The following is a 16,922-nucleotide window of genomic DNA, read 5'->3' on the forward strand; positions in this document are numbered from 1 at the left end:
GTCGGCCGGTCAGGACACCGCACCGAGAACGTCCCTGTCCAGGCTCGCCGCGGCCAACTCCACGCGCGAACGCAGGCCGGTGCGGGCGAACAGTCGGGTCAGGTGGTTCTCGACGGTCTTCTCGCTGAGGCGCAGGCGAGCGGCGATCTGCCGGTTCGTGCGCCCGCTGCGCAGCAGCTCGATGATCTGTAGCTCGGTCGCGCTGAACACGGGTCGGGCGCCCCGGGTCTGCGGCGGCGCCACGCCCCGTCGGCGCATCGCGGTGGCGACCACCGTCCGTGCCGGCGCCGCGTCCAGCGTCCGGGCCACCTCGTACGCCTGGCGTAGCCACGGTCCGGCGTCCTCGGCGGTGTGGCCGAGCGCCAGGGTGGCGTGCCACAGGTCGAGGCGGTGGCCGCGCGTGCGGGTCTGCTCGACGCTCCGCTCGGCTGCCGGGGCGTCCCGCTCGACGAGGGCGTGGATCAACGATTGAGCCTCGGTGGTGAGCCGTGGGCCATCCGTCGTGTGTGGTGCCGGCAGCCGGAGGCCCGCCGTGGCGGGGGCGTACCGGGCACCGAGCTCCGCGATCCGGACGAGCAGCTGCTCGACGCCGAGCACGCTGCCGTACGACAGGTGCGCCTCGTGGGTCCGCCAGCCGGCGGCGAGCCGCTCCCGTACGTCCGCCGCGTCGCGTGGCGCCCACCCGGGACCGTTGGAGACCCACCAGCGCAGGGCGGCGTACGGCGGCTCGGCCGGCACCGACCGCAGCCACTCGGCGGCTGCCTCGCTCTGCCCGCGCAGCGCCAACGCCTCGGCGGCCCACAGCCGGGCCAGTCGGGGCACGAGCCGGTCCGGCAGGTCGGTGACGTTCGCCTCCCGGGCGGCGGAGAGCACGCCGGTGAGGTCGCCGCGAGCGCGGTGCTCGTGCAGCCGGTGGTAGGCCGCGAGCGGACCGTCGACCGGTACGCCGTACCGGCTGTCGCCGACCACCAGGCGCAGCACCAGGGCAAGGTCGCCGAGGCTGCCGGCGCGTACCAGCGGGTCGTCCCCCGCGCCGACGGTGAGCGCACGCCGGACCGTGGCGAACTCGTCCGCCGTCAGCAGGGACGCGTCCCCGCCCGGTGCGCCGGTGACCGGGATCGGCGTACCGGCCGGCCACGCGTCGCCGAACGCCACCAGCGCGTCCGTCCCGGCCAGGGCCGTCCGTACCTGCCGTGACAGCGGCCGACCGGTGTGCAGGGTGGCGAGCAGTGCGGCGGCGGCCAGGTCGGCGTGGCCCACGGTGGGGACGCCGAGGGCGGCGATCCGCTCGACCTCGGCGGTGAGCCGCGTGAACTGACCGGTCCGCACCAGCAGTCGGAGCAGTCGCGCCTGGATGTCGCCGGCCGAGTCGTCGCCGTCGCAGTGCCGCAGCGCGGCGCTCAACCAGTGCGCCGCGCGGTCCGGTTCCCGCTCGGTCGCCCGAGCCGCGGTGGACAGCAGCGTGACCGCGGTACGCCGGTCGGGCGGAACGGCCGCACCGGCCGAGGTGACGTGGTCGGCGAGCGTGGCCCGGTCCGCCCGGTCACCCGCGCCCGTGCGGCGGAACAGTGCGGCGGCACACGCCCGGTGCAGACGGGCGACCGCCCGTGGTCCGGCGTCGTGGACGAGGCGGGCGGCCAGCGCGGGGCTCTGCGGCCGGATGCCGCCGGACCGGTCGGCGACCAGCACACCGGCCTCCACCAGGTCGTCGAGGATCGCGCCGTGACCGTCGGGGTCGCCGAGCGTGGCCGTGGCGAACAGTGGCAGGTCGGCGATGCCGAACCGGGCCACCGACGCCATCGTGGCCAGACGTACGGCGTCGGCGCCGTACGCGTGCAGGCGGACGGTCAGCGGGTGGCCGGGCGGAAGGGGGATCGGCGCGTACGGGTCGCGCAGGCAGAGGTGTCCGCCGGCCTCGGTGAGCCGACCGTCGTGGCGTAACGCGTCGACGGTCGCCACGACGGTCGCCGGATGCCCGGCCAGCGGACCGAGCGCATCGGCCAGGGCCGAGGCGAACGCGTCGTCGACAGGTGTCCGGTACCGGCGACCGAGCAGCTCGCGTACCGCCGGGGCGGGCAGCGGTGGGAGGTCGACGACCACGTCGGCCACCGCGTCGAGTCGGCCGGCGGCCGGGGCGTCCGGCTCGGTGGTGGCGACGACGAGGACTCCCGGACGGGTGGCGGCGCCGAGCGGGAGGACCCGGGCCGGATGGTTGCCGGCATCGTCGGCGAGCAGGACGGTCGGGCCGCGACGGCCGATCAGGGAGAAGAGCGCGCCGGTCTCCCGGGCCAGCACGGCGGACCGGCCCGGCGACGGGTCCACCGACGACGCGCACAGCGCGCCGAGGGCGGCCACCGGTGCCGCCAGGGCCGGCTCGGCCAGCGACTCGTAGTGTTCCCGCACGGCGTCGAGCAGCGACTCGAACCCGCTCACGCGGGTGTCCGCCGGATCGGCCGGAGGCAACCGCAGCACCGCGACGCCCGCGGACCGCCAGGCGTCGGCGGCGGCGCTCAGCACTGCCGTCCGCCCGCTACCCGCGACGCCACGGACCAGCGCGAACCGTCCGCCGTCGCCGGCCTCGCGTGCGGCCGTGGCGAGGGCGTCCCACTCCGCCGGCCGTCCCACCGCCGTACGCCGTCTCCCCATGCCCGGTTCCTATCAGCGCACGGGGGCGGTCGGGTCGTCGTCACCGCTCGCCCCCGTGAAGTCGGGGGACATCCCTCGCGGATGCCCCTCCCCCACCGTCAGGAAGATCTCCCCGACGGCGGCCAGCGACCGTAGGTAGCGTTCCTCGTCGTCGGTGTCCAACCAGATCACCGTGGCGTCGTCGCGCGACGAGGCGTGGTGCTGCCCGTCGACGAGGACCGCCGGCGGCACGGCTTCCGCGCCGAACCCGGCGACCAGCCTCTGCCGGATGCGGGTGAGGGAACGCTGTGCGTGGGCGACCCGCGCGGCGCGGCGGTGCCGCGCCGGCAGGCGGGCGTATCCGTCGATCAACGCGGCGAGCAGATCCGCGGGATGCTCCGCCACCACGTGCCGGCCACCGTCGGCCGAGATCATGCGGATCGTCATGACTGACCAACGGGATCGGCCGGTCCGTGGTTCACGTCGTCGGCGAGCAGGGCGAGGGCGACCAGATCCGCGGGATCGTCGGGCAGGACGGCGGCCACGGCGTCGAGCAGGCGGCGTACCTCGTGCGACACGGCCGCCGGCTCGTCGTCGTGCCACCAGTAGTGGTGGTTGCCCAGCCAGGCCGGCGCGTCCGCCGCACCGGCTCCCCGTAACGCGTGCACCAGCCGGATCTGGGCCTGCAGGATGCCGAGGTTGAGGTCCGTCCGGGTGATCGCGGCGCGCAGCGCGCCGGCGGTCGTCTCGGTGACACCGACGATCCGGGCGAGGGCCGCGTGGTGGGCGGACACGAGCGCGGCGAGCGCGCTGTGCTGGCCCGGACCGAGCAGGGCGTCGACCGTGCCCGAGAGGATCCGCGCACCGGAGGACCGGACGTGGCGGGCCACGGCCCGCAGGTCCGCCCAGGTGTCACGGGTGTCGGACAGGCGCAGGGTCACGCCGTGGCCGTCCGGCCCGATGGTCACCGTGCTCGGGTCGGCAAGCCGCCCGGAGAGTGCGGCCAGGTCCACCGGGCCGTCCGTGCGCAGGGTCAGCGTGAGACCGGCGGCGTCCGCGCCGGTCAGGACATGACCCGTCCGGTACGGGATGGGATCGTCACCGGCAACCGCCCGGTTTCGCAGGGTCGCCCGTACGGCCGCGACGTCGACGACCGTGCGCGCGGGTGGCTCGGGTTCGCTGACCGGTTGTGGCCGCGCCACGGGTGCGTCACCGCTCGGCCCCGGTGACCCGTCGCCCACCGAGGAGGGCGCCGGAGCGACCGAAGAGGGCGCAGGCGCGGCCGGGGGACGCGCGGTCCCCCGGGTGGGGACGGCGCCCCGCACGTCGTGGCCGAGCGGCGCGTCCACCAGGGCACGCGCGGTCGAGGCCGATTCCGGGATGGTCCGACCGGGCGCGACGGTGGCATCCGCGCCGATGACGAGGGCCCGGGCGGCCACGGCCGACTCGAACCGGGCGTCCGCGAACGTCCCGGGATGCGTGAAGACCCGCTCACCCGGTGGGCGGCCCGGATCGGCCCAGAGCACCTGGCCGCTCGCCAGGGTGTGTGCGAGGAACATGTGGTGCACGGTCTGGTTCGGTCGTTGCAGCAGCACGACGGCCGTCGTGCCGGGCCGGTCCCGCAGATCCGCCTCGACCGTCTGCCAACTCGTCACGGGCGTCCAGTCGGTCTGGCCGGTCAGCCAGGACGTCGCGGCGTCGGCCTCCCGTGTGCGACTCGGACGCAGGGCGTGCAGCTCCGGCGTGGCCGACGGGTAGAGCCGGGTGACCATCCGCTCGGCCAGCGCGAGGCACTCGGCGAGCGACAGCAGACCGGTGCGGACGAACGCCGCGTTACCGGCTTCGGCGACCTCGTCGACCGTTCGCCGGAACGCCGGCTCGTCCATCCTGGCCGGCGACGGCGCCGCCAACGGGGCCCTAAGCGTGGTGTCGATGCGGCTGCCCAGCTCCATGCCCTGCACGGGGTCGACGACTGTCGGCGCGAACCGGGCCGGCGGCTGGTACGTGGTGTCCGGCCGCACGGTCGTCACCGCGAACAGCCCCCCGTCCCGGTCGATCAGCAGCCGATGGTTCCGATCGCCCGGGGGATAGATCACCAGGGTCGCGTCGTAGCGCATGAGGTGGTACTGGGCTCGTCGTTCGCTGTTGCGTTCGCCGACGTTGCTGGTCTCGCCCTCGTATCCGCGGCCACCGCCGAAGCCGCCGTACCCGGAGCCGCCCGGGCCGGTGCGGATGTTGCCGGTGGTCCCCCGCAGCGTCGCTCCGCCGCCCACCGACGAGCTGGTGCTCTGGGAGACCTCGTAGCTGGGTCTGGTGTCCCGCTGCCGGTAGTTGCGGCCCTTGTGGGCGAACCCGCGGGGCCGCACGGTGCCGTCCGGGGCGAGGTCCACGTTGAACGACGAGCCTCGGAGGTCCAGACCGAGTCGGATGCCGGTGTCGCCTACCTGGTAGCGGTGTTCGAGCAGTTCATCGAAGCGACGGTTGAGCTGGCGGTCCGAGGTGTGGTGGGCCACGGTGCGTTCCAGGGAGCTGAGGTGGCCCTTGCGGGCGATCCGGGGCGGATTGTCCTCGTCGAGGACATCCGGCCAGGTCCGCAGCGGTTCGGTGACCAGCTTGGCCCAGGCGTGGGCGGCGCGGGCGATCGGGCGCAACGACTGCGGGGTGAAGGTGGGATCGGCGAGCACCGTCGCGTTGAGGGCTGGCGGCGCCGGATGCGGTCCCCGCTCGACCCGGACCGCCGGCAGCGCCGCCGCCCGCGACGGGCCGGCCGGCGCCCAACTGCCGTCCACCAAGCCGGTGGCGGCCGGGGGAACGTCCGCGATCGTCAGGTACGCGGGAACGACGAGCCGCCCGCTGCCGGTGATGTCGGTGATCGGGGTGGTCCATTCCCACCAGCCGGCCCGGCCCAGCACCGGCGCGTCGGCCGACCAGCGGCTCCACGAACCGGCGTCGCGCAGGACCAGCCCTTCCAGGGCGCGGTAGAGGTTGACGCTGTTGGTGGCGAGGAACTGGATCAGCACCGGCAGTTCCTTGGTGAGGCCGATGTCGACCCGGAAGGTGATGGGCTGGGTGAACTCGTGCGACTGCTTGATGCCGAGCCGCATGATGTCCTTGGTCTCGTCGGCCAGGCCGCTTCCCACGCCGGTGGTGCGCTGCCACTCGGCCCGGAACTCGCCGGCCAGGTCCGCCTTCGAGGAGATCTCGCCACGGGCGCGGGTCCGACCGCCCACGTGCAGGGTGCCCGAGTGGGCGGTATCGGTCGAGTGCGCCGTCACCGCCTCGCTGCGTTCGGTCAGGGCGACGTCGTCGCGAGGCAGGTCCTGGGTCGGCGCCTGGAGGTCGCCGGTCACCTGGACGAGCAGGAAGCGCATCTTTCCGTCGGTGACGATCGGCTGCCAGACCCGCAGTCCCGCGCCGGTCAGGGTGGCGAACTGTCCTTCGAGGGCGGAGGGCCGCAGCCGGGCGGTGAGCGCGCGGACGAGGAGCGTGGGCGGCAGGTCGACCGGGTCGGCGCGGCGCGGCAGCAACTTCCAGACCGACAGCGCGCGGGTGACGGCGGGCAGCACGGCGTGGGCGCTGAGCCGTTCCGGGTGGGACCACGCGCGGACCGGCTCCGGATCGAACGGGCGGCGGGCCGGCGGCTCGGACGGCGTGACGGTGGTGGCGCCGGGCAGCCCGAGGGCCGCCGCGAGCCGGTCCGGTGTGATGAAGTCCTTGCCGAGCTTGACGCGCAGGTAGCGGACGGCCCGCGTGACCTCGCCCTGCTCACCGTCCCACCGCTCGGCAGTGATCTTGAAGACGAGGTCGCTGCGGTGGTGCTGGGTGAGCCCACCGTAGGTGGCCCGGGTGATGTCGATGTAACCGGACTCGTCGGACACGCCGTCCTCACGGGACCACCGGTAGCCACCGGACGGACCGAAGGCGAGGCGACCGAGACCGCCCTCGCCCGCGGTGTCACCACCGGGCAACGGTCCGCCACCACCGCCGACGCCGCCAACCTGCCGGCGGGTCGGGTCGGACGGGGCGACCCGGTCGGTCGGATCGTCGACCGTGCCGGAACCGCCGAGAGGGAAGACCGGACCGGTGGAGATGCTGATCCCGGCGCTCCTGCCGGCGTCGTGCGACCACTTGTGCCCGGCGCTGAACTGCTGGTAGTGCTCGATCTCGACGTCCGAGGGCGGCCGGGTCTGCTCGGGGTTGAACGCCCGCATCTGCACCCGTACCGCCTGGTGGTGCCCGCCCTCGTCGGGCAGCGCGACGAGCCAGCCGTAGCGGTCGGTCATCTCGGCGAGGTGCCCGGCGGCCTGGCTGGCGATGCCCACGCCCCACAGCGGCCGCGGCCAGTTCAGCGGTTCATTGAACCATCGTCGATCCAGGTTGTTGATCTGCGCGTACGCGTGCGCGGCCCGAGCGGCGACCTCGGGCAGCCCGGGCAGGAAGGGGAACACCCCGGCCGCGGACTCGTCCTCGTACGGGATGGGGTTGGCCCGGTCCCACTCCCGGAAGGTCACGTCGGTCACCCGGCCCGCCAGGTCCTGCTCGCGTGGTGTGACCGTCCGGTCCAACCGGTGCTCGTCGGGCAGCACGGTCCGCAGCGCGGTGACGTCCGGCTCGTCGGGGTTGTTCGGATCGTTCGGGTCTCTCGGGTCGTCGCCGATGAGGTACGTGACCCGTGGCTGCGTCCCCTGACGCAACACGACCTCGTAGATCACCCGATAGCGGAATTCGGTCACGCCCCCCGTCGTCTCGGTGCGCCGGTAGTGCTTGACCGCCCCGTCGTACGCGTCGGAGCGGGACCACTCCCACTCGCCCTGCAGCTCGGCCCGCCCGAGCTGAAGTTTCCACTCCTCGAGCGGCAGCGGGACGAGCAGACCACCGCCGACGCCACCGCCCATGCCGTGGGAGGTGCCGACCGAGCCCTCCACCGAGCTGCCCTGCAGGGCGCGCAGGTTGACGTCCATCGGATAGGCGCTCGTGTCGCGCAACTCCTCCAGGTAGGCGATGACGAGCACGTCGTACGGGACGCCGCCGATGGTCACCTGGAACGGGTCGCCCGTCTGGAACCGGCTCGGGTCCGCCTCCATGGCGTCGCGACCGATGTGGATCTCCAGGTCCTCGATGACGTCGACGGGCAGCTCGTCGCGCTGCGACAGGGCGAGCAGCCCTTGGGTGGCGGTGTCGAGCACCACCTCGGCACCGGGCAGCGACAGGGGCGCGCTCGGGCCCAGGCCGCGCCGGGTGGCCAGGGCCAGGGGTTCGCCGGGCACGGCTGTCGCCGGGTAGCGGCCCCGCAGCTGCGGCGTCTCGACCCTCGGCATCAACCGGCGGGTCTTCGGGTCCACGACCCGGCCGCCGGTGAGAACCTCGACGGCGCGCGGCCCGAGGCGGTCGCGGATCTCCTCCTCGCTGACCAGCCGGCCGATACGCCGAGGCGCCGGTGGCACCGCCACGATCGGACCATGTGCGGGTGCGCCGAGCAGGGCCTGCTCGTACGCGCCGCGCTGGTCCTGCCAGACGGCCACCTCGCCGGGCAGGCCGAGCAGCACCACCGGTCGGACCTCGCCGGAGCTGAGCCGGGTCACCAGGACCGCCTCGAACTGCTGGCGGTACCGGGTCTGCGCGTCGGTGCGCTTGAACACCGTGTGGTTGAGCACGCTCTCGCCGAGTTCGACGCCCGCGTCGCGGCCGACGCTGCCGCCCAGCTCACCGCTGACAGTGCCCTGCAACCTGTTGTCCTTGGGCAACTTCCCACCCGGCGTGGGCAACGCACGGGCGATGTGACTGATGCCGTACGACGCGACCTCGCCGGCGACCGCGACGTGCCGGCTGCCGTCGGCGCTGGTGCCGGACTCCGCGATGACGCCGAGGTCGTCGCGGACCGCCACGTCCGGCGTGTCACCGAGGTGCTGCAGGCTCATCGGCTGGAGCATCAGGTGCAGCGACATGGTCGTGCTGCCGTGGTGCAGGCCGGTGGCGCGGTCCGAGCCGTGCAGCAGGCGTCGGTTGCGGTTGAGCGCGGTCCGCTCGTTGAGCAGTTGCGCCACGCCCTGTCGGGCGAAGTCGGCGGCCGCGTCCGCGTCGAGGCTCTCCCGCAGGGCCCGGTGCCAGCTGGTGATCAACTGTTCGGTGGCAAGGGCGTTGAACACCCGGTCGGCGTACGAGGTGCGGGGTCGTGAGCCGTCGACGGAAGCGGCGGCGCGGGCCGGGCGGTACTGCCCGTTCGCGGGGTCGGTGTACGGCGTGGGGAACTGGATGAGCAGCAGGTTCTCGTGCGCGGGCAGGGTTCGCGTGGTGGTCCAGAGCCGGCCGTCGACGTACACCTTGAAGGCCAGTCCGGCCTGGAACGGGGTGGTGTCGGCGACGAACATCTGGCGGCCGGCGAGCACCTTTCGCCCGTCGGAGCTGCCGTGCTCGCGGTTGCTTCCGAACGTGATGTCCGGCAGTTGGAAGATCACCCGGGTCAGGTACTGGCTGATGCCGCCGAGCGCGGTGTCCGGGCTGAAGATGCCGCCGCTCGGTCGCTCACTGTCTCTGGTCCAACCCCGGGACGTCGAGCCGAAGCTGACCTTGTAGACCTTGGCGTCCTGCTCGGGTGCGGGCGGCGCGGGACGGGCCACCCTGGGCACCGGCAGGATCCACACCAGGCGGTCGCCGACACTGAGGTGGATGCCGCTGGTCAGCCGCTCGTCCCAGTGTTCGAGGTACTGCTCGTAGGCGGCGTCGGCCGGACCGGTGCCGCGCTCCGGCGCGGTCAGCGCCCGGGCGATCTCCCGCCGTATCTCGACCCGGATCGCCTCCGCGTGGCGGGTCGGCACGCCGGGGAGGACGGGCAGGCCGGCCGCGAGGCCCCTCGCGAGCTGCGCGGCGGAGCCGACGCGGGCGCTCGCCGGTCGCCCGGCGGCCAACACGGTGAACTGGCCGAGCGCGCCGTCCTCGAGATACCAGGGCACGGTCGGCCCCTGCGTCGCAGCCGTGGGCGGCGGCAACGTGTCGGCCGGGCCCTGGCCGCCGGGCTGTCCGTCCGCGTTGAGCCCCAGGACGGTGACGCCGGGCGTGCGCAGCATCTGCTCGAGGACCCGGGGCGTGGGCCGGTCCAACAGCCCGGGGTGGGTGGGATCGACGACCCGCACGATCGGGGCGTCGCCGGTGTCGTCCGACCAGAGCCAGAAGACGCGGTCACGGTCGGGCACGTGCACCAGGGCCATCGCGCCGGGCGCGCCGCGCAACGCGGCGAGCATGCCCGGTACGTCGTTGAGGGGACCCGCCCTGCCGCCGAGCAGCTGCTGGAGTTCGGGCAGGGTGAGCCGGACGACGTCCGGGGACCTGCGGCTGTCCACCACGTTCGCCGCCCGGCCGTGCATCGCGACGAACGCCCCGTACGCGCGAGCCACGTCGTGCTGCAACACCGTCTGGGGGCGTTGCGCCTCGACGGTGCGCACCCACTCACGCAACCGGTCCGGGTCACGGCCGGTGGCCCGACCGGGCAGGGTCAGGGCGGCGGCGACGGCGTCCGAACCGGTGCCGTGCCGTTGACCGGAGAGGCCCAGCACGCCCGGCTCGGCGGGCGAGCGCGACGCCAGGGTCACCGCGTCCAGGTCGGACCGGTCCGGCACCGGCTGGGTCGACGGCCGCCCGGTCGCCTCGGGCGTCGACTGTGTCGGCGGCCGGCCGGCAGCGTCCGGCGTCGGCAGCGGCCGGGGACGGCCATCCGCGTCGAGCATCAGGGCGCGGACGCCGTACCCGGTCAGCGCCCGCTCCCACCGACTGCTCGGCGTCCCGGCGAACGCCTCGTCGGCGAGCAGGCCTGCGCGTTGTGTGTCGATCACCCGCAGCGTCGGCGTCCCGGTCCGGTCGTCGGACCACAGCCAGAAGACGTGACCGCGGGCCGGACCGGCGTCCGGCGCGAGCACCAGATCGTTCGCGGGAAGGTGGATGAGCGCCAGCGCGCCGGGAGCGCCACGCAGCCCGTCGACAAGCGCGGGCCAGTCCGTCAACCGGGTCAACGACCCGTCCAGCAGATCCTGGAGGTCCCGGACGGTCATCGACTGCGGCGCGGCGGCGGCCCGGTTGTCGACCACGTTCGCGCTTCGACCGTGCAGGGCGACGAACGCCGCGTACGCCCGCACCACGCAGTCGGTCTCGCTCAGCGTCACCTCGTCGCCGGACCGGTCCGGCTCGACCGCGGCCACCCACTGACGCAGCCGCTCCGGGTTCCGGCCACCGACACGACCCAGAGCGGGCAGCGCCCGCCCGACGAGATCGCCGGCCGGCAGCCGGGGGCGGCCCGGGGTCTCGGGGTCGCCGATCGCTCCCGGCTCGGTGGGAGATCGGCGCGCGGGCGTCAGCGCGTCCACGGTGCTGTCCGTGTCGGTTTCGGTGTCGGTCTCGGATGAGTCGTCGGCCCGGTCCGCGGCCGCCTGCCACTGCGCCGCCACGTCCGCCTGCCACTGCGCCGCCGCCGCGTCCGCCTGCGCGGTGTCGGCGAAGTCGGTGACCTCGACGCCCGGGATGGCCCGCAGCAGGTCCAGCAGACCGGGCGGGTCCTCGATCTCGGTGGGCCGGACGCCGGGGCCGGCGTCCGCGGAGTTGATGACCTCGTCGAGGTCGAGCGAGTTCGCCGGTGTGGTGATCGCCGGGCGTCCCTGCCGGGCGGCGCGCTCCGCCCGCCATTGTGTCAGCAGGTCCGCGACCTGGGCGGCCGACCCGTCGTCGAGGACCGTGAGGGTGTGCCCCTCACCCCGGAGGAAGTGGAACAGCGAGGCGATGTCGTCCTCGGCCACCGACCAGCGCCGCTGGAGCCGGTCCACCCACTGGACCGCCACGTCGCGTACCCGGGCGGCTCGGTCGACACGCGGCGCGCGAGGCGCGGTGGATGCCGTTTCCTGCTGCGGGGGGTCCGGCAGGGACTGCACCAGCGCCGACACCGTGCGCGGATCAATCCCCAGGTCGGCGGCGATGTCGGCGAGCACCGCCGGGTGCAGGTACGCGCTGGCCGCCACCCGCAGGAGATCGGTGGGTACACGGTCGGTGGTCCGGTAGATCTGCCACAGCGACTCGATCAACGGCCGGGGTGGTCGGCCACCGCCCGGTGTCGGGTTCACCCGCGCCCCTGGCCGGGTCCACGCCGTGGCGAGTCGCGGGCCGGTCACCGGGTCCGCCAGCAGGGCGTGCACCGGCGCGTACCGGTCCTGCGGGGGCGCCGGATCGTTGAGCGCGCGCAGCCCGTCGGCCGAGGTGAACACGGCGGGGTCGACGCCGAGTTCGGCGACCAGCGCGAAGAGCAGCAACGGGTCCACCACCCCGAGCCGCGCCGCGTGCGCCGCGACGTCCAGTGGCACCCGGCCGACCCGTGTGCCGACCAGGGCCACCCACATCGCCGGCACGCCGAGTTCGGCACCCAACCTGATGGACGACTCCTGGACGTCCATCAGGCCGATCAGCGACACCTGGAGCTCGCCGAACTCGATAAGCGTCTCGGGTGAGACCGGGTCCCCCGTGCCCCAGGCGCGGGGCAGACCCATGCTCAGCACCACGGCCGTCGGATCGTCGAACAGCAGGGTGTCCGCCGGCGGACCGGCAAACCGGCCCTGCGTCGCGCGGGCCAGCACGAACTGCCGTACGGCGCTGCCCCGGGCGTCCAGGTGCTCCTCGAGCTGCGTGGCGTACTCCGCGTGCCGGTCGTCGTCGGCAAGCGCCGCCCGGTCGAGCAGCCCGAAGACGGCCGGATCGAGGAACCAGCGAGCGGTGTAGTCCAGCAGGCGATCGAGGGGGATACCGTGCCGGCTGGCCGGGTCCAGCAGCTCGACCGGCGTCCGCTCCAGGTCGTCGGCGACCAGCTGGTGGATGGTCCAGGGTGGTTGACCGGCGGCCCGGGCGAGCGCCAGGACCGCCCGGTGGTCGAGCCACGGCCGCGCCTCGTGGTCGAGCGCGAAGGTGTACGGATCGAACCGGGGGTCGGCGAAGCGCCGAGACCAGTACGTCCCCAGCCACGCCTCACCGGAGCGCTGACCGGTTACGGCGCTGCCGTGCGTGTCCGGCAGCGCGTTGGCGAGACGTTCGTCCAGTTCCAGGGCGCTGAGGTCGTCCGGCCGCTGGAAGAACGGCTGGTCGTGCAGGGTCTCCTCGAACGCCCTCCCCACCGCCTCGACCGCGCCGGCGAGGTCGGTGGCGGCCGGGTGCGGCGTGCCGTCCGGTTCCCGAAGCTCGGGACGCTGCCGCAGGTTCGCGGCGACGGCCGCGGAGAGCAGCCGGGCGTACCGGGCGTCGGCGGTGAGCACCGCGAGGTAGAGCCCGGGCAGGGTACGGGCGAGGCGGTCCTGCGGTTCCAGGGTGAGGTTCCGCAACGCCTGGTCCCTGTCCTCCCACGCCGCTCGCAGTTCCGGCGCCGGCCCCGCCGAGGCATCCAGAAGCTGGATGATCTCGCGTTCCAACCGGTCGCGCGCCACCACGGCGTTGCGCAGCGGATCCCGATTGGCGGTGGCCGCCGCGGCGACGGCCGCATGCATGCCGGTGAGCTGCCGCAATCCTCCCGCCCAGCGCCGCAGACGGCCGCCGAGATTACCGAGACGGCCGATCCGGTCGGCGGGCAGGTCCGCAACGAACCGCTGCGTCGCCTCGCGGAGCCGGTCACCCCGGTCGCGCAGCACGTCGGTGTGGGACTCGGGCACCTCCGCGCGCCCCAACTGGCCCAGAGCCGTGGTCAGGACCGCCGGGGTCACCGCCGCGCCCCACGCCCCGATGACGCCCCGCGCCGCCTGCCGGAACATCCACGGTACGCGCAACGCCTCGTCGTACAGCGGCGAGCGACGGGCCGCGTACGTCCGCAGCAGCGCGGCGACCTCCACCACGTTCTGGTAGTCCGGGTCGGACACGGGCAGCTCACTGCGCAGCAGCGGCGCGGTGAACGGGTGCAGGTAGCGCGGGTCGGTGCCGATGACACCGGCCGCGACCAGCAGGGTGTCCGCCGACAGGGTCATCCGGTGCGCGATGCGGAGCAGATCCACCGGCAGTCGGCCGCTGGCCACCGCGACCCGGGCGACGTCGACGAAGCGGTTCAGCGCCGACGACCCGACCCGGTAACCCAGCGCGGTCGCCCCGCGCAGATCGCCCCACGGCCGGTCGAGCAGCGGTCGGGCGGCGTCCCGGAGATCCTGGGCGACGACATCCAGGCTGGTCAGCGAACCCGTCCACGCGGTCAGCTCGGCGTCGCTGACCTCGGTGGTGCGCGGCAGACCGGTCAGCAGGGCCTCGGACGGGCCGGTCAGGTCCTCGGCGAGCAGCCGCAGGGTGAGCTCGACCCGTTGCAACGGCACGTCGGCGAGGAACTCGTGGGCCAGCAGCACGATGTGCGGCGACGGCAACAGGAAGGAGAGCTGGCCGGGGTGGAAGCCGAGCCGGCCGGCCAGGGTCAGTTGACGGGTGAGGCCGGCGGCGTTGTCGTGCGGCAGGTAGCCGCTGCGGCGCAGATTCGCGCGAACGGCCTCGGCCCGTCCGGCCACCGGCGCCCTGCTCGAACCGGGCACGTCCAGGTCCGGCAGCACGGCGTCGCGGACCTCCGGCGCGATCACCGCCAGGTGGCCGGGCAGCACGCCCAGCTCCATCGCCAGGTCCTCGACCTGGTCACGGTCGTCGAGGCCGAGCGCGTCGGCGGCCCGGTCGGGCCGGGTGTCGATGTCGTGCCGCAGCCGAGCCACCGCCACCGCCTCGGCGAGCAGGGTGTCCGGCAGCGCGGTGAGCAGGTCGAACGGCACCGCATAGCGAACGAAGTCGAGGAGCGTCGGGAGGGCGTCGGCGGCGAGGTCGAGTCGGCCGGCGACGTCCGCGATCGCCACCACGTCGTCATCGGTGATCCGACCGAACGGGTCGAGACTGCTGCGCAACTCCGGCACGGTGACCCCGTCGAGCCGCACGAGGCGGCTGGCGAACACGGTCAACGCCCGCGGGTCGACGCCGAGGTCGACGGCGAGCGTCAGCAACGCTCGTGGGGCGACGCCGATCCGGTCGGCCAGGGCGGTGAGATCGCCGGGCGCGCGGCCGACCGCCCCGATCCAACTGAGCAGCCGCGCGGCGGGCACGTCCGGGGCGAGCGCGGTGAGCGCGTCCCACCGGGGACGGTCCAGGTCCACGGACGGGTCGTCGTTCAGCGCGGCCCACCGGTCGCTGTCGACCCCTTCCGGTGCCGGGCCGAGGCTGCGCGTCGGCTCGGCGTACCCCGGTGGGCGTTCGTACGACGCGAGGCCGGCCAGACCCGGCCCGGCGAAGTGGTCCCGCAACTCGGCGACGGCGGTGACGTCGAGCAGCAGCTCCACCGGCCCTTCGCCGCCGACGGCCCGGACCACCAGGCGGTAGCCGTCGGCGAACTGCACGAACCCGAGGGGTACGGCGTCCGTGAACGCGCCGGCCCGGATCCGACCCGACGGGGTACGCGCCGCGCCGACAGTCACCGCGCCGACGCTCAGCTGGGCGGGCGTGACCGGGAACGGAACTCCGGTCGGCTCCGGCATCCCGGACGGTGGCATCGGCAGCAGCAGCGGAACCGTGCGCGTGAACTCCTCGGTGAGCGCCACCGTCCGCGGCCACTCGCGGGTGGTGCTGCCGCGTACCTGGCCGATGCGGCGCAGGGTCACGGTGACGTCGACCCGGCTGGTGAGGTGGTCGACGCCGAGGTCGTAGGTGTCCGCGCGACGACCGGTCAGCCGCAGCTCGAAGCGATGCGCCCGGGGACCGGTCCGGTCCGACCGCAGAACCAGCGCGTCGTCGGCGAGCAGCCGGGGCAGCTGACGGTGCACCGAGGGCAGCGTCAGCAGCGCGCTCAGGTTCACCTGGTGACCGTCGAGCGTCCAGCGGTACCGGCCGAGGCCGCCGTCGTGGGCGTCGAGCAGCTCCGACGCCACCGCGCGTACCGGCTCCGCACCGTCTCGGCCGGTCAGTCCCCGTGGCTGTCCGATCGCCTCGACGTCCCCGTCGCCCGGCAACTCCGGCTCGCGGCCGGCGGTCGGAGTCAACGCCAGATAGCCCCCACCACTGCGCGCGACGAACGCCTCGGGTCGGCCGGCATCGCCGTACGCCCGCAGTGCGCCGTCCTCGCCGACCACGACGAGCCGGAGCCCGAGGCCGTTGGCGATACGGCCGGGATCGGTCGTACCCCAACGCTGCGCCACCGGCGCCGGCTCCTCGGCGCGGCCCACAGCCGCGAGCACCGCGGCGACGAGGTCGCGCGGCCGGCCGCCGAGCGGTTGCAGGCCGAACAGCGCGGCGTGGTCCGATCCGGCGAGGTCCGGCTCCGTCGCTTGCGCCGGATCCGCCGGTACGGCAGGTGTCGGCACGTCCGCCGTGGTGGCGACGAAGCGGACCCGCGACGGCGCGGGCGGTACGGTCGCCGGCGCGTTCGTCTGACCGTCGAGGAGGAACACCCCGTGCTCGTCACGCACCACGTTCACCGAGTGCGCCACCGAGCCCGGGGCGTCGTTGACGACCAGGACGCCGCGCGAGCCCACCGGTGCGGCGCGCATCGCGTCGACGACGGCCTGGTAGCCGTCGGCCTCCTGCAGGGGCCGTCCCGCGTAGAAGCTCAGCACCCCCACCTCGGTGACCACGGACGCGGGCGCCTCGAACCGGTCCCGCCCACCGACGCGCACCAGCAGATCGGTGACGATCGCCGCGAACACGCAGTTCAGCAGCGACCGGAGCGGATTGACCCGGTCCAGGTACGGATAGCGTTCCCGCATCTGGTCCACGGTGATCGGATCGCCGACCGGGATCCAGCCGCTGCGGTCGACGGACACCGCGCCCGCGACGTCGGCGGCAGCCGGTGCGGCGCTGCTCGACTCGTCGGGCGCGGGCGACGACGTCGGGTTCGGTTCCCCGTCGGTACGGGGACGCTCGGTCGGACGCGGCACCGCGTACCCGAAGACGACACCGCCCACGTCACCACCGCCACTGTTCGACGCGGGTGCCGTCGGCACGGACCCGATGACGTGCGGCGTCACGCTCAGGCCGGTGGTGGGCGGGTGCTGCCGGGAACCCGTCGCGGGATCAGGGGTGGAGACGACCGGCACTGGCTTGCCCGCCGGGGCGTCCCCGACGGCGGTCGGCGGCGTGACCGTCGGGGACGGCGACGCGGTCGGAGCCGGCGTCGCGGCTGACGTCGCCGTCGACGTGGGGTTCGGCGTCGCGGTCGGGCCTGGCGTCGCGGTGGGGTTCGGCGTCGCGGTCGAACTCGGCGTCGGGGTGGGGTTCGGCGTCGCGGTGGGACCCGGCGACACGGTCGGGGACGGCCCCACGGTCGGACCTGGCGT

At 74.4% G+C, this 16,922-nt stretch carries 3 protein-coding genes and 1 pseudogene; 1 reads left to right on the plus strand and 3 read right to left on the minus strand.

The features are described 5' to 3' along the window. Positions 1-9: 9 nt before the first annotated feature. From ABZV06_RS00230 to ABZV06_RS00240, 3 genes are read right to left on the minus strand one after another with little or no spacing between them, the layout of a single operon-like run. A complete protein-coding gene (locus tag ABZV06_RS00230) occupies positions 10-2,646 on the minus strand; it encodes a LuxR C-terminal-related transcriptional regulator (protein WP_355617322.1) in 2,637 nt (878 codons plus the stop codon). Positions 2,647-2,658: 12 nt separating this feature from the next. Next, on the minus strand, positions 2,659-3,072 hold the full coding sequence (locus ABZV06_RS00235; protein WP_355617325.1) for a hypothetical protein: 414 nt from the start codon (positions 3,070-3,072) through the stop codon (positions 2,659-2,661). Further along, positions 3,069-16,589, minus strand: coding sequence for a hypothetical protein (locus tag ABZV06_RS00240; protein ID WP_355617328.1), 13,521 nt, complete (start codon positions 16,587-16,589; stop codon positions 3,069-3,071). Before ABZV06_RS00240 ends, ABZV06_RS00235 begins: the two co-directional genes overlap by 4 nt. Positions 16,590-16,665: 76 nt before the next feature. Here ABZV06_RS00240 and ABZV06_RS00245 point away from each other — a divergent pair. Next, positions 16,666-16,922, plus strand: a pseudogene (locus ABZV06_RS00245) (hypothetical protein); the annotation flags it as partial.

Source organism: Micromonospora sp. NPDC005172 (assembly GCF_040608555.1).
GTDB lineage: Bacteria > Actinomycetota > Actinomycetes > Mycobacteriales > Micromonosporaceae > Micromonospora.

What these genes read in the sequence shown, in the direction of transcription:
- ABZV06_RS00230 (WP_355617322.1), bottom strand. Translation starts at nt 2,646, where the DNA reads ATGGGGAGACGGCGTACGGCGGTGGGACGGCCGGCGGAGTGGGACGCC.
- ABZV06_RS00235 (WP_355617325.1), bottom strand. Translation starts at nt 3,072, where the DNA reads ATGACGATCCGCATGATCTCGGCCGACGGTGGCCGGCACGTGGTGGCG.